This window comes from Comamonas sp. w2-DMI (genome assembly GCF_040187735.1).
Taxonomy (GTDB): domain Bacteria; phylum Pseudomonadota; class Gammaproteobacteria; order Burkholderiales; family Burkholderiaceae_C; genus Comamonas; species Comamonas terrae.
The window spans coordinates 152,070-174,519 of sequence record NZ_JBANEL010000002.1; the positions used below are offsets into that span (position 1 = coordinate 152,070).

General features: G+C 68.5%; 17 protein-coding genes and 1 pseudogene. 7 read left to right on the top strand and 11 right to left on the bottom strand.

Annotation, left to right across the window (positions count from 1 at the left end; all coding sequences use genetic code 11):
• A complete protein-coding gene (locus V8Z74_RS03445; RefSeq protein WP_349707966.1) occupies positions 1-975 on the bottom strand; it encodes a Bug family tripartite tricarboxylate transporter substrate binding protein in 975 nt (324 codons plus the stop codon).
• Between the two features lie 117 nt (positions 976-1,092).
• On the opposite strand from V8Z74_RS03445, the gene V8Z74_RS03450 reads away from it, so the two are divergent.
• Entirely contained in the window at positions 1,093-2,022 is a 930-nt protein-coding gene (locus V8Z74_RS03450; protein ID WP_349707967.1) for a LysR family transcriptional regulator, read from the top strand.
• 90 nt (positions 2,023-2,112) lie between these two features.
• On the opposite strand, the gene V8Z74_RS03455 is transcribed toward V8Z74_RS03450, so the two are convergent.
• Positions 2,113-2,604: a PaaI family thioesterase gene (locus V8Z74_RS03455; protein WP_349708168.1), complete on the bottom strand. Its 492-nt coding sequence runs from the start codon at positions 2,602-2,604 to the stop codon at positions 2,113-2,115.
• A 173-nt stretch (positions 2,605-2,777) separates the two neighbouring features.
• Here V8Z74_RS03455 and V8Z74_RS03460 point away from each other — a divergent pair, with 173 nt between their 5' ends.
• Positions 2,778-3,269 (top strand): MarR family winged helix-turn-helix transcriptional regulator, encoded by a 492-nt coding sequence (locus V8Z74_RS03460; RefSeq protein WP_349707968.1) that lies wholly within the window; start codon positions 2,778-2,780, stop codon positions 3,267-3,269.
• Positions 3,262-4,533 carry an MFS transporter gene (locus V8Z74_RS03465; RefSeq protein ID WP_349707969.1) on the top strand — a complete coding sequence of 424 codons (1,272 nt, stop codon included), beginning with the start codon at positions 3,262-3,264 and terminating at the stop codon, positions 4,531-4,533. Before V8Z74_RS03460 ends, V8Z74_RS03465 begins: the two co-directional genes overlap by 8 nt.
• 6 nt (positions 4,534-4,539) lie before the next feature.
• On the opposite strand, the gene V8Z74_RS03470 is transcribed toward V8Z74_RS03465, so the two are convergent.
• Positions 4,540-5,754 (bottom strand): MFS transporter, encoded by a 1,215-nt coding sequence (locus V8Z74_RS03470; protein ID WP_349707971.1) that lies wholly within the window; start codon positions 5,752-5,754, stop codon positions 4,540-4,542.
• Between the two features lie 154 nt (positions 5,755-5,908).
• On the opposite strand from V8Z74_RS03470, the gene V8Z74_RS03475 reads away from it, so the two are divergent.
• Positions 5,909-6,511: a TetR/AcrR family transcriptional regulator gene (locus V8Z74_RS03475; protein WP_349707972.1), complete on the top strand. Its 603-nt coding sequence runs from the start codon at positions 5,909-5,911 to the stop codon at positions 6,509-6,511.
• 123 nt (positions 6,512-6,634) lie between these two features.
• Here V8Z74_RS03475 and V8Z74_RS03480 read toward each other — a convergent pair whose 3' ends face one another.
• The 3 genes from V8Z74_RS03480 to V8Z74_RS03490 form a co-directional block, all read right to left on the bottom strand.
• Positions 6,635-7,495 (bottom strand): isocitrate lyase/PEP mutase family protein, encoded by an 861-nt coding sequence (locus tag V8Z74_RS03480; RefSeq protein ID WP_349707974.1) that lies wholly within the window; start codon positions 7,493-7,495, stop codon positions 6,635-6,637.
• 133 nt (positions 7,496-7,628) lie between these two features.
• A complete protein-coding gene (locus tag V8Z74_RS03485) occupies positions 7,629-8,645 on the bottom strand; it encodes a Bug family tripartite tricarboxylate transporter substrate binding protein (protein ID WP_349707975.1) in 1,017 nt (338 codons plus the stop codon).
• A gap of 113 nt (positions 8,646-8,758) precedes the next feature.
• The gene (locus V8Z74_RS03490; protein ID WP_349707977.1) at positions 8,759-9,730 is read right to left on the bottom strand and encodes a Bug family tripartite tricarboxylate transporter substrate binding protein; all 972 of its coding nucleotides are present in this window, start codon (positions 9,728-9,730) and stop codon (positions 8,759-8,761) included.
• A 193-nt stretch (positions 9,731-9,923) separates the two neighbouring features.
• On the opposite strand from V8Z74_RS03490, the gene prpR reads away from it, so the two are divergent.
• Positions 9,924-11,957 (top strand): propionate catabolism operon regulatory protein PrpR, encoded by a 2,034-nt coding sequence (prpR, locus tag V8Z74_RS03495; RefSeq protein ID WP_349707979.1) that lies wholly within the window; start codon positions 9,924-9,926, stop codon positions 11,955-11,957.
• On the opposite strand, the gene V8Z74_RS03500 is transcribed toward prpR, so the two are convergent.
• A complete protein-coding gene (locus V8Z74_RS03500) occupies positions 11,911-12,834 on the bottom strand; it encodes a DMT family transporter (RefSeq protein ID WP_349707980.1) in 924 nt (307 codons plus the stop codon). The genes prpR and V8Z74_RS03500 overlap by 47 nt on opposite strands.
• 120 nt (positions 12,835-12,954) lie before the next feature.
• On the opposite strand from V8Z74_RS03500, the pseudogene V8Z74_RS03505 reads away from it, so the two are divergent.
• Positions 12,955-14,357, top strand: a pseudogene (locus V8Z74_RS03505) (aminotransferase-like domain-containing protein).
• A gap of 27 nt (positions 14,358-14,384) precedes the next feature.
• Here the strand turns inward: V8Z74_RS03505 and V8Z74_RS03510 are convergent.
• The 4 genes from V8Z74_RS03510 to prpC all read right to left on the bottom strand — a co-directional run bounded on the left by V8Z74_RS03510 (position 14,385) and on the right by prpC (position 20,797).
• Complete coding sequence (locus V8Z74_RS03510) at positions 14,385-15,671, bottom strand: PrpF domain-containing protein (protein ID WP_349707981.1); 1,287 nt, start codon at positions 15,669-15,671, stop codon at positions 14,385-14,387.
• A gap of 27 nt (positions 15,672-15,698) precedes the next feature.
• The gene (acnD, locus tag V8Z74_RS03515) at positions 15,699-18,314 is read right to left on the bottom strand and encodes a Fe/S-dependent 2-methylisocitrate dehydratase AcnD (protein ID WP_349707982.1); all 2,616 of its coding nucleotides are present in this window, start codon (positions 18,312-18,314) and stop codon (positions 15,699-15,701) included.
• A gap of 81 nt (positions 18,315-18,395) precedes the next feature.
• Positions 18,396-19,370 carry a tripartite tricarboxylate transporter substrate binding protein gene (locus tag V8Z74_RS03520; protein ID WP_349707983.1) on the bottom strand — a complete coding sequence of 325 codons (975 nt, stop codon included), beginning with the start codon at positions 19,368-19,370 and terminating at the stop codon, positions 18,396-18,398.
• A gap of 230 nt (positions 19,371-19,600) precedes the next feature.
• On the bottom strand, positions 19,601-20,797 hold the full coding sequence (prpC, locus tag V8Z74_RS03525; RefSeq protein ID WP_349707985.1) for a bifunctional 2-methylcitrate synthase/citrate synthase: 1,197 nt from the start codon (positions 20,795-20,797) through the stop codon (positions 19,601-19,603).
• A gap of 127 nt (positions 20,798-20,924) precedes the next feature.
• Between prpC and V8Z74_RS03530 the strand changes: the two genes are divergently transcribed.
• The gene (locus V8Z74_RS03530; RefSeq protein ID WP_349707987.1) at positions 20,925-22,403 is read left to right on the top strand and encodes a short-chain fatty acyl-CoA regulator family protein; all 1,479 of its coding nucleotides are present in this window, start codon (positions 20,925-20,927) and stop codon (positions 22,401-22,403) included.
• Positions 22,404-22,450: the final 47 nt, after the last annotated feature.

Consider the following 22,450-nt stretch of genomic DNA (forward strand, 5'->3'; position numbering starts at 1 on the left):
TCAATCGATCTTGATGTGGTTCTTGCGGATGATTTCGCCAAAGCGCTGGTACTCGGCCATGTGGAAGGCCTCGAAATCGGCCTGGGGCATGGGGCGCAGCTCGGCGCCCACGGCTTCCAGGCGGGTTTTGGTTTCCGGCATGGCGATGACCTTGTTGACCTCGTCATGCACCTTCTGCTGCACGGCCTTGGGGGTGGTGGCAGGCATGTAGATGCCGTACCAGGCGCCGATTTCCACGGTGGGCAGCCCGGCTTCCGCCATGGTCGGCACCTGGGGCAGCTGCGGGTTGCGCTGGGCGGAGGTGACGGCCAGCGGCCGCAGCTTGCCGCTCTTGATCTGGCCCAGCACCGAGGGCATGGTGTCGAAGCTCATCTGCACCTGGCCGCTGACCAGGTCCACCAGCGCCGTGGCGCTGCCCTTGTAGGGCACATGGGTGATCTGGATGCCGGCCGCGTCCTTGAACATCTCGGCCGCGATGTGCTGGGTGCTGCCGGTGCCGCTGCTGGCGTAGTTGATGCGGCCGGGCTCCTTCCTGGCCAGGGCCACGAGTTCCTGCACGGTCTTGGCGGGCACGCTGTTGCTGACGACCAGCACATTGGGCACGGAGCCCACAAAGGCCACGGGCACCAGGTCCCTGTTGTTGTCGTAGCCGAGCTTGAGCAGATGCGGCGCGATGGCATGGGCCGTGACCACGCCCATGACCATGGTGTGGCCGTCCGTGGCCTTGGCCGTCATGTCCACGGCCAGCGTGTTGGAGACGCCAGGGCGGTTTTCGACGATCACCGGCTGCTTGAGCAGCGGTCCCAGCCGGTCGGCCACGGCGCGGGCCATGGCATCGGTGCCGCCGCCGGGAGCCGAGCCCACCAGCAGGCGCACGGGGCGCGTGGGCCAGTCAGCCGCAGGGGCCTGGGCCTGCCCCAGTCGGGGCAGCAATGAACAGAGGGCAGCGCCAGCCAGCAGGGTGCGTCGCAGCATGGGGAATGTCTCCTGGAATCGTTGTTGTGGCTGCCATCCTAGGGAGGCTATTGATATGTGTATATTGAAATATCATGATATTTTGATAACCCAAAGGAATCATTTGGAGAGGACGGCATGGGCTCCATAGACCGGCAGGACAGCACGCCCCAGCTGCTCAACCGCCTGCGCATGCGGCAGGTGGCGCTGATCCTGGCCATCGACGAGCAGGGCACCTTGCGCGGGGCGGCAGCCGGGCTGGGACTGACCCAGCCGGCGGCGACCAAGATGCTGCATGACCTGGAGGATGCGCTGGGCCTGCCGCTGTTCGAGCGCGTGGGCCGCGGCCTCAAGCTCAATGCGGCGGGCGAGCGGGTGACCCGCTATTTCCAGAACTTTCGCGGCGGCATGGAAGCGCTCAACCGCGAACTGGTGGAACTGCGCCGCGGCAGCGCCGGGCGCCTGGCCGTGGGCAGCATCATGGCGGCCTCGCCGGGCCGGCTCACCCGGGCGCTGCTGGCCCTGCGCGCGCAGTGGCCCATGCTGTCCATGGAGGTGGCTGTGGACACCAGCGACCGGCTGCTGTCCCAGCTGCGCGAGGGCGTGCTGGAAGTGGTGGTGGGCCGGCTGACCGGCGAGGACGGCGACGAATACGAGTTCCGCGCCATCGACGACGAGGCGCTGTGCATCGTGGCCGGAAACGACCATCCGCTGGCGCGGGCCGAGCCGCTGTTGTTTGCCCAGCTGCTGGACTACGGCTGGGTGATGCAGCCGCGCGGCAGTCCCATGCGCGCGCTGATCGATCAGGAGTTCCATGCCCACCGCCAGCCGCTGCCGCGCGATGTGATCGAGACCGGCTCCATCCTGACCTCGATGAACCTGGTGCGGCATTCCGACATGCTGGCCGTCATTCCGCAGACCGTGGCGCGGGACAACCAGGCCCACGGCCTGCTGCAGATTCTTCCCTACCGCTTCGGGCGGACGCTCGAGGCCTATGGCAGCCTGGTGCGGCGCGACCGGCCGCTGAGCCACCCGGCCCAGCATTTCCTGAAACTGCTGCACCAGTGATGCAAGGTTGAATATTCGAAAAAAATAGCGGCTGGCGCTTTATAGATAAGCGTCAGCCGCCGTTTCGACGGGATTTTCCCGGGTGTTGCCTCAGGCCCGGGCTGCAAACACCAGGCAGGTGGTGGTGGCGTGGGCGTAGAGCTTGCCGTCGGAGCCCACGATGCGGGCCTCGGCCGTGGCCATCTGCCGGCCGCTGTGCACCACCTGGCCTATGGCGCGCAGGGGACCGGTGTCCTCGCGGGCCGCGCGCACGATGTTCACGCCCAGCTCCGCCGTGGTGTAGGCCATGCCTGCGGGCAGCGTGGTGTGCACGGCACAGCCCAGGGCCGAATCCAGCAGCGTGGCGAACCAGCCGCCATGCACGGTGCCCATGGGGTTGTAGTGCCTGCGCTGGGGCGTGCCCTGGAACACGGCCTTGCTGTGGGCGACCTCGATCAGCGCGAAATCCAGCGTGTCGGCGATAGGCGGATAGGGCAGCTCGCCGGCCAGCATGGCCTGCATCAGCTCCAGGCCGCTCCTGCCCTGAACCTGGGCGGGCGCGGCCACGCCGGGCCGGCCGCCGCCGGCCAGCATGCGATCCATGACCCGGGCCTTGTGCGCGTCCCAGTCGGTGGAAGAAATGAACGATGGCTCCTGTACCTTGACTGCGGTATCCATGCCGCCTCCTTGGTGTTGCATATGCAAGTATTGTAGATACAATGATTGCTCAAGCGCAATCGCCATCACACAGCCCAGGGGCTGGCTGGAGAGAAACCATGGAGAGCAAGCCGATCCCGCAACCGCAGGGATGCACCAATTTCAAGCTTCGCCAGCTGCTGCGCCGCGTGTCGCAGCACTACGACGCGCAACTGGCACAGGCCGGGCTCAAGACCACGCAGTATTCGCTGCTGTCCCAGGTGCTGCACCGCGGGCCGGTCCGGCCCGTGGACCTGGCGCGCGCCATGACCATGGATGCCTCCACGCTGACTCGCAACCTCAAGCCCCTGGTGGCCGCGGGCTGGCTGGAAATGGCGCCGGGCGCCGATGCGCGCAGCCGCCTGATCCGGATCACCGATGCCGGGCGCGAAAAGCGCGCCCAGGCCCAGAGCGGCTGGCGCCAGGCACAGCAGCAGCTCAATGCGCAGCTGGGTGTCGAGCGCGTGGCGGCGCTGCATGCACTGATCGACGATGCGCTGCAGCTGCTGGAAGACGACGGCCCCCGGGACTGCCCCGACCACCGTACCGCCGAAGGAGAGCACCATGCATGAGGATCAGACCGGCCGGGCGCAGCACGGCCGCCAGTGGAGCGTATGGCTGGTGCTGCTGGCTGCGGCCTCCACCTTTGCCCTGACCATGGGCAGCCGCCAGAGCATGGGACTGTTCGTCAGCCCCCTGAACAGCGCCACCCACCTGGGCCTGGCGCAGATCAGCCTGGCCTTTGCCTTCGGCCAGCTGTGGTGGGGGCTGACCCAGCCCTTTGCCGGCGCCATGGCAGACCGCATCGGTGCGGGCCGCGTGCTGCTCGCCGGCGTGCTGCTGGTGGCCCTGGGCTCGTTCATCACCCCCTACATGACCAGCACGCCGGGGCTGATCTTCTCGGTGGGCCTGCTGTCCGCCGGCGGCGCCGGGATGGCCGGGCCGGCGGTGTTGATGGGCGCCACGGCACGGCTGATTCCCGAGCGCTACCGGGGGATGGCCACGGGCATCGTCAATGCGGGCGGCTCTGCGGGGCAGTTCCTGATCACGCCGCTGGCCGGTGCGCTGATGGTGGGGCTGGGCTGGGGCAATGCGCTGCAGGTGCTGGGCGGACTGGTGCTGCTGGCTCTGCCGGCCATCTTCGTGCTCAAGGGCAAGCCCCAAGCCGTGGTGGCGGCCCGGGATTCGGCGGTATCCGGCGCCCCGGAAAACCCGGGCAGCCGTACCGTGATCGCCCAGGCGCTGGCCAACCGCAGCTATGTGCTGCTGTGCGTGGGCTTTTTCGTCTGCGGCTTCCACGTGGCATTCCTGGGCACGCACCTGCCGGGCGTGATCGAAAGCTGCGGCCTGCCCGTGCAGTTCGGTGCCTGGGCGCTGGCCATGCTGGGGCTGTTCAACATCTTGGGCAGCCTGGCCATGGGCTGGGCCGTGGGCCGCTGGCGCATGAAATCGCTGCTCTCGCTGGTCTATGCCACGCGCGCACTGGCCGTGCTGGTCTTCATGCTGGTACCCAAGACCGGCGCCGTGGCCCTGGTCTTTGCCGCGGTGATGGGCCTGACCTTTCTGTCCACCGTGCCGCCTACGGTGGGGCTGGTCGCCAAGTTCTTCGGCACCCGCCACATGGCCATGCTGTTCGGGCTGGTGATGCTGGTGCACCAGATCGGCGGCTTCCTGGGCGCCTGGCTGGGCGGCAAGGTGTTCGAGGCCACGGGCAACTTCGACATCGTATGGATCATCGACATCCTGCTGGCCGTGGGCGCGGCCCTGATCCATCTGCCCATCCGCGAGGCGCGGCTGGCGCCGCGTTCCGCATTGAATCCCTCTCCCGCGGGCTAAGCCCGGTCAGCCCATGCATGCGGCGGGCTCCACCGGCGCCGTGCCGCGGGCCAGCCGCCCGGCCTGGGCGCCCCAGGCCCACATGGCGGCTCCGGCCAGCAGCGCCACGACGAAGGACATCTGCGCGCCCAGGTGGTCGGTCACCCAGCCGGCCGCCGCAGCGCCCAGGGCCACGCCCATGGCCAGGCCGGTCAGCAGCCAGGTCATGCCCTCGGTCAGGCGACTGGCCGCGACCTGCTGCTCCACCAGACCCATGGCCACGGTGATCGTGGGGCCGAAGGTGATGCCGGCCAGCAGCACGGCGAGGTTCAGCGCCGTGAGGTTGTCGGCCAGCAGCAGCGGCACGGCCGTGATGGCCACCGAGGCGCCCACCCAGACGATCTGGCGGCTCAGCGGCGCCTTGAGCCGCAGCGCGCCGAACACCAGTCCCATCACGCAGGAGCCCAGCGCATAGAAGGACAGCACCACGCTGGCCATGGCCGGCCGGCCCTGCTGCGTGGCAAAGGCCACGGCCGCCACGTCGATGGTGCCCACGATGACGCCTTGCGCCAGCATGAACAGTGCCAGCGTGCGTACCACGCGCTGGTGGCGCACCAGCGCGCTCTGGCGGACCTGGCTTTCATGGACGGTCACCGGCGGTTCCGTGCGGCGCTGCAGCACGAACAGGGCCACGCCCGCGAGCAGCAGCAGGGCCGCGGCCATGGGGCCGGCCTCGGGAAACAGCGCCATGCTCAGGCCCACGGACAGCGGCGGGCCGACGATGAAGCACAGGTCGTCGAGCACGGCCTCCAGCGCATAGGCGGTCTGCAACTGGGGCGTGCCGCGGTACAGCACCGTCCAGCGCGCGCGCACCATGGCCGGCATGCTGGGCAGGCTGCCCACCAGCGCGGCCAGCAGCAGCAACAGCCAGTCCGGCCCCTGCCAGTGGGCGCAGGCCAGCAGCGCAAACATGGCACTGGCGCTGGTGGCCGCGGCAACGGGCAGCACCTTGCGCTGGCCATGGCGGTCCACCAGGGCCGAGATGCGCGGCGCCAGCAGCGCAATCGACAGCGCGAAGTAGGCCGCCACGGCGCCAGCCAGCGTATAGGCGCCGCGCTGCTGCGACAGCATGGTGATCAGGCCGATACCCGTCATCGACAAGGGCAGGCGGGCCACCAGGCCGGCCAGCACGAAACCGGCCGTGCCGGGTACGGCAAACAGCTGGCGGTAGGCATTGAGCATCGAAACCTCGGGAAGCAACGGGAGCCCGCGGCCGGCGGAAGCGGCGCTGGGTCCATGGGGAAAAAAGACATACGCAATGTATGCGAGTGATTCTATGCACTGCCGTCCACCGCCGTATCATTGGCATACGATTTGTATGTGAATGGAGCCGGACATGCGCCAGAGCCGCGCCAGCATGATTGAAGCCACGCGTGCCAAGCTGCTGGCAGCGGGCCGCCGCGCGTTTGCGGCCCAGGGCTATGCCCAGGCTTCCATGGATGAGCTGACGGCGCAGGCCGGCCTGACGCGCGGCGCGCTGTACCACCACTTCGGCGGCAAGCCCGGCCTGCTGGCGGCCGTGGTGGCGCAGATGGATGCGGAGATGGACCAGCGCCTGGAGGCCGTGCTGGCCGCCCATGCCGATCCCTGGGAAGGCTTTCTGGCCTATTGCCGCGCCTATCTGGCCATGGCGCAGGAGGCCGAGATCCGCCGCATCGTGCTGCAGGATGCGCGTTCCGTGCTCACCGGCACGGACCAGGGCGAGCAGCACCGGCAGTGCATACAGTTCGTGGCGAATTTCCTGCAGGGGCTGATGGAGCAGGGCGTGATCGTCCGCGCCAGTGCGCAGGCGCTGGCCCGCGTACTCAACGGTTGCCTGGTCGAGGCCGCATTCTGGATTGCCGAGGAGGGGGCGCCCGCCTCGCGTCTGGCCGAGGCCATGCAGGCGCTGGAACTGATGCTGCAGGGCTGGCGCGTCCGCAAGCCGGGGCCGCCGTGAAAAACGGCAGCCAAGGGGCTGCCGAAAGAGGCTAGACTGCTGCGGAAAGAAGAGCGTCCGGCGCTTGATGAAAAAGGGATATGGCCCTTTTTCATCAAATTCCTGCACGCTGGGACAAAGCCCTTATTTGTACTTCTGCTCCAGCGAATCCCAGAAGTCCTTGTTCACCAGGCGCTGGCGCTCCAGGAAAGGGGCGACGATGGCCGGGTCTTCGTCGACCTTGTGCTCGTCGCGCAGCAGCGTCAGGCATTTCTGCATGCCGGCCACGGCGCCCTGCAGGGCCGCGTTGGCGTAGAGCACGAAGCCGAAGCCCAACTGGCCCAGCTCGTCGGCATTGAAGATGGGCGTCTTGCCGCCGATCACCATGTTCATGAGCTGGGGCGCCTGGAGCCGCTTCGGCAGGGCGCGCACTTCCTCGGCCCGGGTCACGGCCTCGACGAACAGGATGTCGGCGCCGGCTTCCTGGAATTGCTGGGCGCGCTCGATGGCGGCTTCGAAGCCATGGATGGCCGCCGCATCGGTGCGGGCCATGATGAGGGTGCCTTCGTCGCGGCGCGCATCCACGGCGGCCCGGATCTTGCCCAGCATCTCGCCGGTCTCGATCACGTCCTTGCCGTTGAAGTGGCCGCAGCGCTTGGGGCTGACCTGGTCCTCGAGCTGGATGCAGTCGGCGCCGGCGCGCTCCAGCGTGCGCACGGCATGGTAGGTGTTGACGGCATTGCCGAAGCCGGTATCGGCATCCACCAGCAGCGGCACTTCCACCGCGTCGCGGATGCGGGCCGTGTGGTCGGCGATGTCGGTCAGGCCCATGAAGCCCTGGTCGGGCATGCCGAACCACATATTGGTCACGCCGGCGCCGGTCACGTAAATGGCTTCGAAGCCCAGGTCGGCAACGAGGCGGGCCGACAGGGCATTGAAGGCGCCGGGCACGATGACGCCGCGGCGCGCATTGGCCAGGGCTCTGAGTTTCTGCTTGGGGTTCATTTTGGTTTTCCAGTACCTGTAAAACTGGCATGGCCCATCCGAGGACGGCCAGCAAGGGCCTAGGCGGGCCCGCGGTCCCGCAGCAAAGGCCGTCGTCCCCCTTTCAGGGGAAGCGGCAAGGCCGCTCAGGGGATTAGTCGAGGGAGATGTTGGCGTTCTTGATCACCGGGCCCCACTTGGCGCGTTCGGCTTCGATGAACTTGCCGTAGGCCTCGGGCGTGCCGCCCGCGATGAGGCCGCCGCTGCCTTCGATCATCTGGCGCAGCGCCTTGTCGTTCCTGAGCGCCTCGTTCACGGCCTGGTTGAGCTTGGCGACCACGGCGTCGGGCGTGCTGGCGGGGGCGATCATGCCCAGCCAGTTGTACGACTCGAAGCCCTTGATGCCGGCCTCGTCCAGCGTGGGCACGTCGGGCAGCACGGCCAGGCGCTTCTTGCTCGAGACGGCCAGGGCGTTGATCTTCTTGGCCTTGATCGAAGGCAGGGCCGAATAGCCCATCTCGAACATGAAGGCCAGGTGGCCGCCCATGAGGTCGGTGGCCGCGAGCGAGCCGCCCTTGTAGGGCACATGCGTCATTTCGGTGTGGGTCTGGTAGGCCAGCAGCTCGCCCGAAAGGTGGTGGGCGCCGCCCACGCCCGAGGAGCCGTAGGTCAGCTTGCCGGGATTGCTTTTGGCATAGGCGACCAGTTCCTGCACGCTCTTGAACGGCTGGTTGGGCGCCGTGGTCAGGAACAGCGGGGCCTGCTCGATGAGGATGATGGGCTTGAACGCGGTCTTCGCGTCGTACGGCATCTTCTTCATCAGCATGGGGTTGGTCACCAGCGGCGCGGGCGAGCCGAAGCCGAAGGTGTGGCCGTCCGTGGCCTTGGCGATCACGTCCGTGCCCGTCACGCCGCCGGCACCGCCGCGGTTGTCGATGATCACGGGCTGGCCCAGCACCTTGCCGAGCTGCTCGGCGATCAGGCGGGCGCGCGTGTCAGCATAGCCGCCAGCGGCGTAGGGCACGATCAGCTTGACGGTACGGGTGGGCCAGGCATCGCTGCCCTGGGCCATGGCGGTGCCGGCGGCACCGAAGCCGGCACCCAGCAGCGCGGCGGCTGCGGCAGCCCGGGCGGCCAGCTGGAAGGATCGGCGGCGGGAAATATGTGTCATACGTGTTGGTATTGATTCGGAAATGAGAGCGGCTGGCGCTTTTGCATCAAGCATTGGAGGCCTGAAATGCCCCAAAACTGCAGCCGCCTGCAAGGTGCCTGGCAGCGGCGGCATCAGTCCTCGCGCATGCCCGTGGCCTTGACCACATCGCCCAGGCGCTTGCGTTCCTCGTCCACGAATTTCACGAACGAGGCGCGGGTGCCGCCCACGGGCTCGATGCCCATGCCCTTCAGGCGCGCCACGGTGGCGGGATCCTTCATGGCCTTGTCCACGGCGGCGGCCATCTTGTCGAGGATGATGGCAGGCGTGCCGGCCGGTGCGTGCACGCCGGCCCAGTGGGCGATCTTGAGTTCGCCAAAGCCCTGCTCGCCGGCCGTGGGCAGCTCGGGATAGGCGGAGATCCGCTGCGTCCAGGTCGTGGCCAGGGCCTTGAGCTTGCCGCTCTTCAGGTAGGGCAGGACCACGATGCTGGCTTCCGAGGTGGCTTCGATCTGGTTGCCCAGCACGGCCGTCACCGATTCGGAGCCGCTCTTGTAGGGCACGAGATCCAGCTTGGCGTCGTACTTGGAAGAAAGAATGCCTTCGACGAAGTGCGGCGTGCTGCCGATGCCGGCCGTCGCAAAGTGGATGCCTGCGCCCTTCTTGGACTGGGCCACGAAGTCCTTCAGGTCCTTGTAGGGCGAGTTGGCCGGCACGATGATCACCGACGGCGCCAGGCCGATCATGGCCACGGGCGTGAGGTCGGCGTCCTTGTAGGGCACCTTGCGGATCATGCTGTTGGAGATCACGCCCGCAGCGCTGACCAGGAAGGTGTAGCCGTCGGGCTGGGCCTTGGCCACGATGTCGGTGCCGATCACGGCGCCCGCGCCCGGCTTGTTGTCCACCACCACGGGCTGGCCCAGGGCCTTGGACGCGCCTTCGGCCGCGGCGCGTGCCAGCAGGTCGTTGGCGCCGCCCGCGGAGAACGGCACGACCAGGCGGATGGGCCGGGCGGGCCAGGCATCTGCGGCCTGTGCTCCGGCCAGGGGGGCGATGGCGGCCAGGGCGACGGCGCTGGCCAGCAGGGTGCGGCGGTTTGCAAACATGGTGATCTCCTTGAATCCGTATCGGTATGCGTAGGACATGTGGCGCAAGCGCTGTGCCAATGTTTTCAAGGGAAAACCCTTGGTTCTCTAAGTGATTGAAATTTCAGAAATTTTGCCTGGTCCTGCGCTGCGTGGCGAAGAGGCATCCGGTTTTGTGATTCATCCGTATTTCAGGAATGAAATAATCGGTTGCATGAATGAAATTGAAGTGCTTGAGGCTTTGCGTGAACCGGAGCGCCGGGCACCGCAGGATCTGCCGCGGCATTTGCCCCATATCGTGACCGTGGGCCGCTACCGCATCGGCCGGGTGCTGCAGCGCCAGGCCCAGCTGTGGTCGGGGCAGGCGCGCTTTTCGCATGTCGCGGCCTCGTTCGACGATGCCGTGGCGCAGGTGCAGGCCCTGCATCTGCGCCAGCCCATCGACGCGCTGGTGGGCGCGGGTGCCAGCGGAGCCTGGATCCGCGAGCGCGTGGACATGCCCGTGGCCATGGTGGAAGTGCGCGGGCTGGACCTGCTGCATGCGCTGAAGCAGGCCCGGCTGCAGACCACCGAGGAAGCGCCCCATGTGGGCCTGGTCAGCTTCGAGGCGCCTTCGCCCGTGGTGGCCCAATTCGACAGCCTGTTCGGCCTGGGGCTGGTGCAGGTGGCCTACCAGGGGCCGCAGGATGCCGCCGCCTGCGTGCAGCAGCTCAAGGCCCGGCGCGTGGGTGCGGTGGTGGCGCCGGGGCTGGTGGCGGACCTGGCCGAACAGGCCGGCATGGCCAGTGTGCTGCTGTATTCCGATACCTCGGTGCGCCAGGCCCTCAGCGACGCGCTGCTGCTGGCCCGCCACCGCCGCGCCGAGCGTGACCGCCACCAGCGGCTGGAAACCGTGTTGCACCAGTTGCAGGACGGCGTGGCGGCCGTGGACGAGCACGGCCGCATCTGCGCGCTCAATCCGCGCATGGCCGCGCTGCTGGGCGCCCCCGTGGAAGCGCTGCACTGGCGGCTGCTCGACGACGTGGCGCCCGCCCTGGGCGTGGCCCGGGCCCTGGCCGGCGAAGAGGGCGGCGAGGAGGTGGTACAACTGGCCACGCGCACCCTGGTCGTGCGCCGCGCGCCCATCGTGGAAAACGGGCAGGTGACGGGGGCGCTGCTGGTCTGCCGCGATCCGGCCGTCATCCAGCGGGCCGACCGCAGCCTGCGCGCCAACCAGCGCCAGCGCGGCGCCGGCGTGCGCTGGCGCATCGAGGACTACCTGGGCAGCAGTCCCGCCGCGCAGCGCGTGCGCCAGCTGGCGCGCCAGTTTGCCGCCAGCGATGCCACGGTGCTCATCCTGGGCGAGAGCGGCACGGGCAAGGAACTGGTGGCCCAGGGCATACACCGGGCCAGCCGGCGCGCGGCCCAGCCCTTTCTGGCCGTGAACTGCGCGGCCCTGTCCGAAAGCCTGCTCGAGAGCGAACTCTTCGGCTACGAGGACGGCGCCTTCACCGGCGCGCGCCGCGGCGGCAAGACCGGCCTGATCGAGGCGGCCCATACGGGCACGCTGTTCCTGGACGAGATCGGCGACATGCCGCTGGCCCTGCAGTCGCGCCTGCTGCGCGTGCTGCAGGAGCGCGAGGTGCTGCGCGTGGGCTCGACCACGCCGATCCCCGTGGACGTGCGCGTGATAGCCGCCACCCATGCCGATCTGGCCGCCCAGGTGGAACGCGGCCAGTTCCGCCGCGACCTGTATTACCGCCTGGCCGTGCTGCGCCTGGCCACGCCCACGCTGCAGATGCGCGGCGCGGCCGATGTGGCGCAGCTGGCCCACTCCATGCTGGCCCGGCGGCTGGGCCTGGGCGATGCCAATGCCCTGGCGGCCTCGCCCCATGCGCCGGTGGCCCGGCTGCTTGACGCGGTGCTGGCCCATGCGGCCGCTCATGCCTGGCCCGGCAATGTGCGCGAGCTGGACAATTGGGTGGAGCGCCTGCTGGCCTGCCGGCACTACCTGGATGCCGGCACGCAGGACGGCATGCCGGACGCAGCACGGCTGCAGGAGATCTTTCCTGAATGCGTGGCGCTGATGCCGCTGGCGGCACCGGCCGCGGCCCGCAGGGCGCGCCTGCGCGAAGCCAGCCGACAGGCCGAGCGCGAACGCGTGCGCGAGGTGCTGGAGAGCGTGGGCGGCGACCAGGGCCGCGCCTGCGAGCTGCTGGGCATCAGCCGGGCGACCTTGTGGCGGCGCATGAAAGGCGCCGCGGCTTAGGCGCGGGGCTGCTTGCATTCGCGTACTTTCTGGCTCCGGCCACGCAGAGCACTGCCGCCAGCGTGACGGCCAGCATCTTCCAGCTCACGGTTTCATGCAGCAGCAGGGCGGCCAGCCCCAGACCCATGAAGGGCTGGAACAGCTGCAGCTGCCCCACGGCCGCGATGCCGCCCGATGCCAGTCCGCGATACCAGAACACGAAGCCGATCAGCATGCTGAACAGCGAGACATAGGCCAGCCCCGCCCACGCCGGTGCGCCCACGTGGGCGAACGACGCGGGAGCCGTCAGCAGCGCAAGCGGCAGCATGGCAGGCAGCGACAGCACCAGGGCCCAGCTGATGACCTGCCAGCCGCCCAGCGTGCGCGACAGGCGTGCGCCTTCCGCATAGCCCAGGCCGCACACGGCGATGGCGCCCAGCATGAGCCCATCTCCTTCGAGCGAAGCTTGCCCGCCGCCTGCAGCGGCATAGCCCGCCACCAAGGCCGCGCCCGCCACGGAAAACAGCCAGAAGGCCGGCCGGGGGCGCTCCCCCGCGCGAAAGACCGCGAAGATGGCCGTGCTCAACGGCAGCAGCCCCGTGAAGACCATGGAGTGGGCCGAGGTGACATGCTGCAGCGCCAGCGCCGTCAGCAGCGGAAAGCCGATCACCACGCCGCCGGCGGTGACGGCCAGCGCAGGAATGTCGCGGATCGCCGGCCGCGGCTGGCGCAGCGCCAGCAGCAGGGCCAGGCCCAGCAAGCCCGCAATGCCGGCTCTTGCGGCGGTCAGGAAGATGGGGCTGAAATTTGCGACCGCGATGCGGGTGGCCGGCAGCGAGCCCGCGAAGATCGCGACGCCTGTCAGCCCGCTGACCCAGCCGCTGGGTATTTTTTCCATTGATGACTCCTGGTGGGACGGGCCTCAGTAGAGCATCGGCCGCCGCGGCCGCACCATAGGCAATCCAATACAATTCAAAAGAACTGTTATGTATGTTTGTCAACAACAGTGGAGAAGCGAATGAAGCGCAACGGCACCCGGATCGGCGCGGTGATGGACGAGGTGCGCGCAAGGATCGCGTCGCGCAGCTATGGGCCCGGTACAAGGCTGCCTTCCGTGCGCGCGCAGGCGCAGGCCATGCGGTTTTCGGTGTCCACCGTGCTGGAGGCCTACGAGCGGCTGGCCGCCGAAGGGGTGGTGACCTCCCGGCGTGGCGCGGGTTTTTACGTGGCGGGGCCGGCGGCTCCGCTGGCGCTGGCGCAGATCGGGCCCCAGCTCGACAGGCAGGTCGATCCGCTGTGGGTTTCGCGCCAGTCGCTGGAGACGGATGGCAGCGTGCTCAAGCCGGGCTGCGGCTGGCTGCCCGCGCAATGGCTGTATGAAGCCGGCATTCGTCGGGCGTTGCGCACGCTGGCACGGGGCGATGCGCTGGAGCTGGCCGAATACGCCACGCCGCTGGGCCATCCGGCACTGCGCCGGCTGCTCGCGCTGCGCATGCGGGCAAACGGCATGGCAGCCGACCCCGAACAGCTGATGCTCACCGAATCGGGGACGCAGGCGGTCGATCTGGTCTGCCGCTTTCTGCTGGAGCCGGGCGACACCGTGCTGGTCGACGATCCCTGCTACTTCAATTTCCATGCCTTGCTCAAGGCGCACCGCGTGCGCGTGGTGGGCGTGCCGTACACGCCTTCCGGGCCGGACGTGGAGCTGTTCCGGGCGCCTTGCAGCAGCATTCGCCCCGGGTCTACATCACCAATTCAGGCATCCACAACCCGACGGGCGCGGTGCTTTCCGCGACGACGGCGCATCGGCTGCTCAAGCTTGCCGAAGGCTCGGGCCTGGTGATCGTCGAGGACGACATCTTCGCCGACTTCGAGCACAGCCCGGCCCCCAGGCTGGCGGCCCTGGACGGGCTCTCGCGGGTCATCCATGTCGGCAGCTTCTCCAAGACGGTTTCGGCCTCGCTGCGCTGCGGCTATATCGCCGCGCGGGCCGACTGGATCGAGAGCCTGGTCGATCTGAAGATCGCGACGGCCTTTGGCGGGGGGCGCCTGGCGGCCGAAATGGCGCGGATGGTATTGACCGAAAGCGGCTACCGCAAGCACATGGAAACCGTGCGGTTGCGGCTGGCCGATGCCATGGCCGCGACGGTCGCCAGGCTGGAGGCCATGGGCATCCAGCCCTGGATCGTTCCCCAGGCCGGCATGTTCCTCTGGTGCCGGCTGCCGCAGGGCATGAAGGCCGAAGCCGTCGCGCAGCTGTGCCTGAAGGACGGCGTGGTGCTGGCGCCGGGCAATGTCTTCAGCCAGTCCCAGAGTGCCGGCGACTTCCTGCGCTTCAATGTGGCGCAATGCGCTGACGGGCGGGTATTCGATGCGCTGGCACGGGCGCTTGCTGCCCTGGCGGCTGGCCGGTCCGGGTGAGCCGCGCCCCGGCTTCCGGCTGGAACCTTATTTGGCCGCGAGCACGTCGCCCGGCACGCGGATCCAGCCTTCCATCAGGATGCGCGCGCTGCGGCTCATCAGGGCCTTGGTGACCACCCATTCGCCCTGCACCAGCCGGGCTTCGGCACCCACGCGCAGCGTGCCGGATGGATGACCGAAGCGGACCGCATTGCGCTCGCTGCCGCCGGCGGCCAGATTCACCAGCGTTCCGGGGATGGCCGCCGCCGTGCCGATGGCCACGGCCGCCGTGCCCATCATGGCGTGGTGCAGCTTGCCCATGGACAGGGCGCGCACCACGAGGTCTATGTCCCGGGCCGCGATCTTCTTGCCGCTCGATGCCGTGTAGCTGGCGGGCGGCGCCACGAAGGCGATCTTGGGCGTGTGCTGGCGCGTGGCAGCTTCGGCCAGATCCTGGATCAGGCCCATGCGCAGCGCACCATGGGCGCGGATGGTCTCGAATCGGGCCAGCGCCTCGGCGTCGCCGTTGATGGCATCCTGCAGCTCGCAGCCGGTGTAGCCCAGGTCCTTGGCGTTGAGGAAGATGGTGGGAATGCCGGCATTGATCATGGTCGCCGCGAAGCTGCCCACGCCGGGGACATCCAGCCTGTCGACCAGGTTTCCCGTCGGAAAGATGCCTGCCCCCACGCTCGCCACTGCGTGTGGTTCGCTGCCCCCCGAGGGGGCGCTCGCCACCCTGGGGCGGCCCGGCGCTGGCGACTTCGCTCCCCCATCCTCGCCGTCGTCGGCCGGATCCAGGAATTCCAGCGGCACCTCGGCGGCCGGGAAGGTCACGCCGTCCAGCTCGAAGTCGCCCGTCTCCTGCACCTGGCCGCCGGCGATGGTGACGTGGTTGATGATGGTCTTGGCTATATTGGCTTGCCAGATGCGGATGGTGACCACGCCGTCCTGCGGAATGCGCTCGGCGGGGATCAGGCCCATGTGGATGGCGCAGGGGCCCACGGCGGACGAGAGATTGCCGCAGTTGCCGCTCCAGTCCACGAAGGGCTTGTCGATGGAGACCTGGCCGAACAGGTAGTCCACGTCATGGCCTTCGCGCGTGCTGGCGCTCAGGATGACGCCCTTGCTGGTGCTGGACGAGGCATTGCCCATGCCGTCGATCTGCTTGCCGTAGGGGTCGGGGCTGCCGAGGGTGCGCAAAAAGATGGCGTCGCGCACGGGGCCGGGCTGCCGGGCCGGTTCGGGCAGGTCCTGCAGCTTGAAGAACACGCCTTTGCTGGTGCCGCCGCGCATATAGGTGGCCGGGATCTTGATTTGGGGAAGATGCGAAGTCATTTCAAAAAGAATAGCTGGTCGTGCTTTTCAAGCAAGCGCGTGCGCCTGATTTGACGCTAAAAAATCCTGGGCAAAGCGCTGGAGCACGCCGCCGGCATCGTAAATCGAGACTTCTTCCGCCGTATCCAGGCGGCAGATCACGGGCACCCTGGCGCTGGTGCCGTCGCGGCGGTGGACCACCAGCGTCAGCTCGGCGCGCGGCCGGCGTTCGCCGATCACGTCATAGGTCTCGGTCCCGTCCAGCCCCAGGGTCTTGCGGTCCGTGCCGGGCCTGAACTCCAGCGGCAGCACGCCCATGCCGATCAGGTTGGTGCGGTGGATGCGCTCGAAGCCTTCGGCGACGATGGCTTCCACGCCGGCCAGGCGCACGCCCTTGGCGGCCCAGTCGCGGCTGGAACCCTGGCCGTAGTCGGCGCCGGCAATGATGATCAGCGGCTGCTTGCGCTGCATATAGGTCTCGATGGCCTCCCACATGCGCATGACCCGGCCTTCGGGCTCGACGCGGGCCAGCGAGCCTTGCTTCACGCTTCCATCGGCATTTCTCACCATCTCGTTGAACAGCGTGGGGTTGGCAAAGGTGGCGCGCTGGGCCGTGAGGTGGTCGCCACGGTGCGTGGCGTAGGAGTTGAAATCCTCCTCGGGCAGGCCCATCCTGGCCAGGTATTCGCCCGCGGCGGAGTCCGGCAGGATGGCGTTGGACGGCGAGAGGTGGTCGGTGGTGATGTTGTCCGGCAGCAGGGCCAGGGGGCGCATGCCCTGGAGCGTGCGCTCTCCTGCCAGCGCGCCTTCTCCCTCGGTATCCCAATAGGGCGGGCGGCGGATATAGGTGGACTGGGGACGCCAGCCGTACAGCGCAGGCGCGCTGGCGCCGCCGTCGGCCCGGATGGCGAACATGGGCTCGTACACGGCGCGGAACTGCCCGGGCTTCACGGACCGCTGCACCACGGCGTCGATTTCCGCGTCGCTGGGCCAGATGTCCCTGAGGCGGATTTCCCTGCCCGCATGGATGCCCAGCACATCGTTTTCGATGTCCAAGCGTATGGTGCCGGCAATCGCATAGGCCACGACCAGGGGCGGCGAGGCCAGGAAGGCCTGTTTGGCATACGGGTGGATGCGCCCGTCGAAGTTGCGGTTGCCCGAGAGCACGGCCGTGGTGTAGAGGCCGCGCTCCGTGATCTCCTGCTGGACGGCTGGCTCCAGCGCGCCGCTCATGCCGTTGCAGGTGGTGCAGGCAAAGGCCACGATGCCGAAGCCCAGCTTTTCCAGCTCGGCCTTCAGGCCGGCTTCGCGCAGGTACAGCTCCACGGCCCGGGAGCCGGGCGCGAGCGAGGTCTTGACCCAGGGCTTGCGCGCCAGGCCCAGGCGGTTGGCATTGCGCGCCAGCAGGCCGGCGGCGATGACGTTGCGCGGATTGCTGGTGTTGGTGCAGCTGGTGATGGCCGCGATGATGACGGCGCCGTCGGGCATGGCGCCGGGCGTCCGGACCCAGGGGCCGGCAATGCCCCGGGCCGCCAGCTCGCTGGTGGCCACACGCGCATGCGGGTTGGAGGGCCCGGCCATGCTGCGCTCCACGCCGGAGAGGTCGAACGTCAGCGTGCGCTCGTATTCGGCCTGCTCCAGCGTATCGGCCCACAGCCCGGCCTGCCTGGCATAGGTTTCGACCAGCTGCACCTGGGCGCTGTCGCGGCCGGTGAGGCGAAGATAGTCGATGGTCTGTTCGTCGATGGCGAACATGGCGGCCGTGGCGCCGTATTCGGGCGCCATGTTGGAGATCGTGGCGCGGTCGCCGATGGTCAGGCTCCTGGCGCCTTCGCCATGGAATTCCAGATAGGCGCCCACCACCTTCTGCCGGCGCAGGAACTGCGTGAGCGCGAGCACGATGTCGGTGGCCGTGATGCCGGCCTGGCGTTTGCCCGTGAGCCGCACCCCGACGATCTCGGGCAGGCGCATCCACGAGGCGCGGCCCAGCATCACGTTCTCGGCCTCCAGGCCGCCCACGCCCACGGCGATCACGCCCAGCGCATCGACGTGTGGCGTGTGGCTGTCCGTGCCCACCAAGGTGTCGGGGAATGCTTCACCATTGATAGCGTGGATCACAGGGCTCATGCGCTCCAGATTGATCTGGTGCATGATGCCGTTGCCCGGCGGTATCACCTCCACGTTCCGGAAGGCGCGCTTGCACCAGGCTATGAAGTGGAAGCGGTCCTCGTTGCGCCGGTCCTCGATGGCGCGGTTCTTGGCAAAGGCCTCGGGATCGTCGCCGCCGCATTCCACGGCCAGGGAGTGGTCGACGATGAGCTGCACGGGCACCACGGGGTTCACGGCGGCCGGATCGCCGCCCCGCGCCGCAATCGCGTCGCGCAGGCCGGCCAGGTCCACCAGCGCCGTCTGGCCCAGGATGTCGTGGCAGACCACGCGCGCCGGAAACCACGGAAAGTCGCGCTCGCGCCTGCGTTCCACGATCTGCGTGAGGCATTCGGCGAGCATGGCGGGGTCGCAGCGGCGCACCAGGTTCTCGGCATGGACGCGGGCCGTATAGGGCAGCGTGGCCCAGGCGCCGGGGCGGATGGCTTCGACGGCGGCCTGCGCGTCGTGGTAGTGGAGCGGGGTGCCGGCGAGGGGCTTGCGATAGGGCGATGTCATGGTGTCGGAGCGGGTCGGAAAGGCGGGATCGGCAAGCCGATGCAGAGGCGGCGCGGACGATGGCCCGGCCGCCGTTGGAACTTATTGGGCGCGTATGTTGTTGTCCTGAACGACCTTGCGGTAACGGGGAATCTCGGCCTTGATCAGCGCGCCGAACTGCTCGGGGCTGCCGCCGGCGGGCGATACGCCCGTGGGCTCGAGCTGGGCCACGAGGCCGGGTGCCTTGAGCCCCGCATCGAGCGCGCCGTTGAGCGCCTGCAGGATCCCGGGCGGCAGGCCGCGCGGCGCGATCAGGCCGTGCCAGGCCACCACGTCGTAGTCGGGCAGGCCGCCGCTTTCGGCCACCGAAGGAATATCGGGATAGGCCGGCAGGCGCTGGGCCGTGGTCACGGCCAGGGCCTTGAGCTTGCCGGCCTTGACATGGGGCATCAGCGCCTCGGTGCCGGCCACCAGCATGTCCACGTTGCCGGCCAGCAGGTCGGTCACGGCCGGGCCCGTGCCTTTGTAGGGCACGTGCGTGGCCTTGACGTGGGCCATGCCGAACAGGTATTCGGTCACGATGTGCAGATGGCTGCCGTTGCCCGCCGAGGCAAAGGTCAGCCTGCCGGGGTCCTTGCGTGCATAGGCCAGCAGCTCGCGCAGGTTCGCCACGGACAGCCTGGGATGGATGCAGGCCACGTAGGCGCCCCGGGACAGCTGCACCACGGGCGTCATGTCGGCCACGGGGTCGAAGCGCAGCGGATACAGCGCAGGGTTGACCGTGTAGCTGCCCGCGACCAGCAGCAGCGTGTGGCCGTCCGGCGGGGTACGCAGCGCATACTCGGTGCCTAGCGTGCCGCCCGCGCCGGGCCGGTTTTCCACGTAGACGGGCTGGCCCAGGCGCTCGTTGAGCACATTGGCCGCCACGCGCGCGATGAAGTCCGAGCCACCGCCCGGCGCGAACGGGCAGACGATCTTGATCGGCTTGGCCGGGAACTTATCCTGGGCCTGGGCGGCCCAGGGCAGGGCCAGCGAGGCCAGGCCCGCATTGAGCTGTCGACGGGAGAGATGCGCCATGGGTTGTGCTTCCGTGGGGATGTCGGGGGAGCCTAAGCCGCAGCCCGTTGCCGTGTGGTCAGCTGCCGGGGGCTTCAGGATCTGCGGGCCTATCAAAGCAATAGCTGTATACGCCCGGCCCATCGGTATTTCAATGCGGAACTCCTCAGGTCTGTCGCCGACGCGGCTCGGTTCGGCGGCCGTCCGTCCACCGAGCCGGCAGCCGCCGGACCCGGGCCCCGCGCCGGCGCTCAGACCCGCTGCGCGATGGGCACGAAGGCCCGATGGTCGGGACCCACATAGTGGGCGCTGGGGCGGATGATCTTGTTGTCCTGGCGCTGCTCGATGACGTGGGCCGCCCAGCCGCTGGTGCGCGCGATCACGAACAGTGGCGTGAACATGGCCGTGGGCACGCCCATCATGTGGTAGCTCACGGCGCTGAACCAGTCGAGGTTGGGGAACATGTTCCTGGCCTCCCGCATCACCGATTCCAGGCGCGCCGCGATGTCGTACATGCGGGTGTTGCCGGCTTGCTCCGACAGTCTCCGCGCCACGCCCTTGATGACCGCGTTGCGCGGATCGCTCACGGTGTAGACCGGATGGCCGAAGCCGATCACGACTTCCTTGGCCTCCACGCGGCGGCGGATGTCGGCCTCGGCTTCGTCGGGGCTGGCGTAGCGCTGCTGGATCTCGAAGGCCGCCTCGTTGGCGCCGCCATGCCTGGGGCCGCGCAGCGCGCCGATGGCGCCGGTGACGGCCGAGTACATGTCGCTGCCCGTGCCGGCCACCACGCGCGCCGCGAAGGTGGAGGCGTTGAATTCGTGTTCGGCATAGAGGTTGAGAGATGTGTGCATGGCGCGCACCCAGCTGGCGCCTGGCGCCTTGCCGTGCAGCAGGTGAAGGAAATGGCCGCCGATGGAGTCGTCCTCGGTCTCCACCGCGATGCGACGCCCCGAGTTGCTGAAGTGGTACCAGTACAGCAGCAGGGAACCCAGCGAGGCCATGAGGCGGTCGGCGATGTCGCGGCTGCCCGCCAGGCTGTGGTCGTCCTTCTCGGGCAGGGCGCAGCCCAGGGCCGAGACGCCGGTGCGCATCACGTCCATGGGATGGCTGGCGGCGGGCAGTTGCTCCAGCGCCAGCTTCACGCTGTGCGGCAGCCCGCGTAGGGCCTTGAGCCTGGCCTTGTAGGCCTGGAGTTCGCCTTGCGTGGGCAGCTTGCCGTGCACCAGCAGATGGGCGATCTCCTCGAATTCGCAGGCCTCGGCAATGTCCTGGATGTCGTAGCCGCGGTAGCGCAGGTCGTTGCCGCTCCTGCCGACGGTGCACAGCGCCGTGTTGCCGGCCGCGACGCCGGACAGGGCCACGGATTTCTTGGGCTTGAAGCCCGGGGCCCGGGCCTGGACGTCGGCCGGGGCGCGGGGGGCGATGGGGACGGCAACCGTGTTCATGCAAAGCTCTCCTTGTGTGATACTTCGCAATCTACGCAATACATTGGCTCAATAAAAGAGCTGAATTGGCGAATTATTGCGAAGACGATTTTTGTTTTTGCGAAGCTTGCGAATAAAAGGAGAGGCCGTGGCCAAGACCTTCATGGGCGTGCGCCTGCGCAGCCTGCGCGCCGAGCGCGGCATGACCCAGGCGGCACTGGCACAGGCGCTGGGTCTGTCGCCCAGCTACCTGAACCAGATCGAACAGGACCAGCGCCCGCTGACGGTGCCCGTGCTGCTCAGGATCCACAAGGTGCTGGGCGTGGACATCCAGCAGTTCTCCGAGGACGAGCAAGCCCGGCTGCTGTCGCAACTGCGCGATGCGATGGCCGCCGCTGCGCAGCCCGACGGGCCCGTGCCCCTGCCGGAGCTGCGCGAGGTGGCGGCCAAGATGCCGCACCTGGCGCAGGCGCTGCTGGCCATGCACCGCCGCCACCAGGCGGATGTGGAGCGCATCGAGGCGCTCTCGGCCCGGCTGGGCGACGGGCGCGGGCTGTCCGGGGAGGGCGATGCCGCCGTTTCCGCCTGGAACCATGCCCCGCGCCAGATGCCCTTCGAGGCGGTGCGCGATTTCTTCTTTGCCCACCGCAACCATTTCGATGCGCTGGACCGTGCGGCCGAGCGGCTGGCCCGGCAGGCGGGCGAGCAGGGCGGCAGCCTGCAGGAATGGCTGCAGCACCGGCTGCAGGCGCGCCACAACGTGCTGGTGCGGCGTGCAGCCCATGATGCGGGCGATGCGCATGGCCACCGCCACTATGACCCGCAGACGCGCACCCTCTGCGTGGCGCCGCAGCTGCGGCCCGCGCAGCAGGCCTTCCAGCTGGCCACCCAGCTGGCGCTGCTGGAGTTCGATGCGCTGATCGACGCCGAGCTGCGGACCGCCGCCTGGCAGGACGATGCCACGCGGCGCCTGGCGCGCCTGGGCCTGGCCAACTATGTGGCGGGCGCCTTCGTCCTGCCCTATGGGCAGTTCCTGCAGGCCGCGGAAGGCCTGCAGTACGACATCGACCTGCTGGCGCGGCGCTTCGGCGTGGGCTTCGAGACGGTGTGCCACCGCCTGTCCACGCTGCAGCGTGCCGAGGCACCGGGCGTGCCGTTCTTCTTCATCCGCGTGGACCGGGCCGGCAACATCAGCAAGCGCCAGTCGGCCACGCATTTCCATTTCTCCAAGATCGGCGGTACCTGCCCGCTGTGGAACGTGTACGAGGCCTTTGCCCAGCCCGGGCGCATCGTGCCCCAGCTGGCCAGCATGCCCGACGGGCGCGTCTACCTGTGGATCGCGCGGACGGTCAGCCACCAGGGCCACGGCTGGGGCGCGCCGGGCAAGACGTTTTCGATCGGCCTGGGCTGCGACGTGCAGCATGCTGCGCGGCTCGTGTATTCGCGCGGGCTGGACCTGCGCCACCTGGATGCGGCCACGCCCATCGGCATGGGCTGCAAGGTCTGCGAGCGCAGTGCCTGTCCGCAGCGGGCGTTTCCCTTCGTGGGCAAGCCCTTGCAGGTCAACGAGAACGAGAGCGGCTTTGTGCCCTATGGAGTAGCTCAGGTTTCCCGGGAAGGTGGCTGAAACGATAGCAGCCACCGCCTGTCAATCAATATTTTCAAGAGGAAATT

What these genes read in the sequence shown, in the direction of transcription:
- V8Z74_RS03445 (WP_349707966.1), bottom strand. Translation starts at nt 975, where the DNA reads ATGCTGCGACGCACCCTGCTGGCTGGCGCTGCCCTCTGTTCATTGCTG.
- V8Z74_RS03450 (WP_349707967.1), top strand. Translation starts at nt 1,093, where the DNA reads ATGGGCTCCATAGACCGGCAGGACAGCACGCCCCAGCTGCTCAACCGC.
- V8Z74_RS03455 (WP_349708168.1), bottom strand. Translation starts at nt 2,604, where the DNA reads ATGGATCGCATGCTGGCCGGCGGCGGCCGGCCCGGCGTGGCCGCGCCC.
- V8Z74_RS03460 (WP_349707968.1), top strand. Translation starts at nt 2,778, where the DNA reads ATGGAGAGCAAGCCGATCCCGCAACCGCAGGGATGCACCAATTTCAAG.
- V8Z74_RS03465 (WP_349707969.1), top strand. Translation starts at nt 3,262, where the DNA reads ATGCATGAGGATCAGACCGGCCGGGCGCAGCACGGCCGCCAGTGGAGC.
- V8Z74_RS03470 (WP_349707971.1), bottom strand. Translation starts at nt 5,754, where the DNA reads ATGCTCAATGCCTACCGCCAGCTGTTTGCCGTACCCGGCACGGCCGGT.
- V8Z74_RS03475 (WP_349707972.1), top strand. Translation starts at nt 5,909, where the DNA reads ATGCGCCAGAGCCGCGCCAGCATGATTGAAGCCACGCGTGCCAAGCTG.
- V8Z74_RS03480 (WP_349707974.1), bottom strand. Translation starts at nt 7,495, where the DNA reads ATGAACCCCAAGCAGAAACTCAGAGCCCTGGCCAATGCGCGCCGCGGC.
- V8Z74_RS03485 (WP_349707975.1), bottom strand. Translation starts at nt 8,645, where the DNA reads ATGACACATATTTCCCGCCGCCGATCCTTCCAGCTGGCCGCCCGGGCT.
- V8Z74_RS03490 (WP_349707977.1), bottom strand. Translation starts at nt 9,730, where the DNA reads ATGTTTGCAAACCGCCGCACCCTGCTGGCCAGCGCCGTCGCCCTGGCC.
- prpR (WP_349707979.1), top strand. Translation starts at nt 9,924, where the DNA reads ATGAATGAAATTGAAGTGCTTGAGGCTTTGCGTGAACCGGAGCGCCGG.
- V8Z74_RS03500 (WP_349707980.1), bottom strand. Translation starts at nt 12,834, where the DNA reads ATGGAAAAAATACCCAGCGGCTGGGTCAGCGGGCTGACAGGCGTCGCG.
- V8Z74_RS03510 (WP_349707981.1), bottom strand. Translation starts at nt 15,671, where the DNA reads ATGACTTCGCATCTTCCCCAAATCAAGATCCCGGCCACCTATATGCGC.
- acnD (WP_349707982.1), bottom strand. Translation starts at nt 18,314, where the DNA reads ATGACATCGCCCTATCGCAAGCCCCTCGCCGGCACCCCGCTCCACTAC.
- V8Z74_RS03520 (WP_349707983.1), bottom strand. Translation starts at nt 19,370, where the DNA reads ATGGCGCATCTCTCCCGTCGACAGCTCAATGCGGGCCTGGCCTCGCTG.
- prpC (WP_349707985.1), bottom strand. Translation starts at nt 20,797, where the DNA reads ATGAACACGGTTGCCGTCCCCATCGCCCCCCGCGCCCCGGCCGACGTC.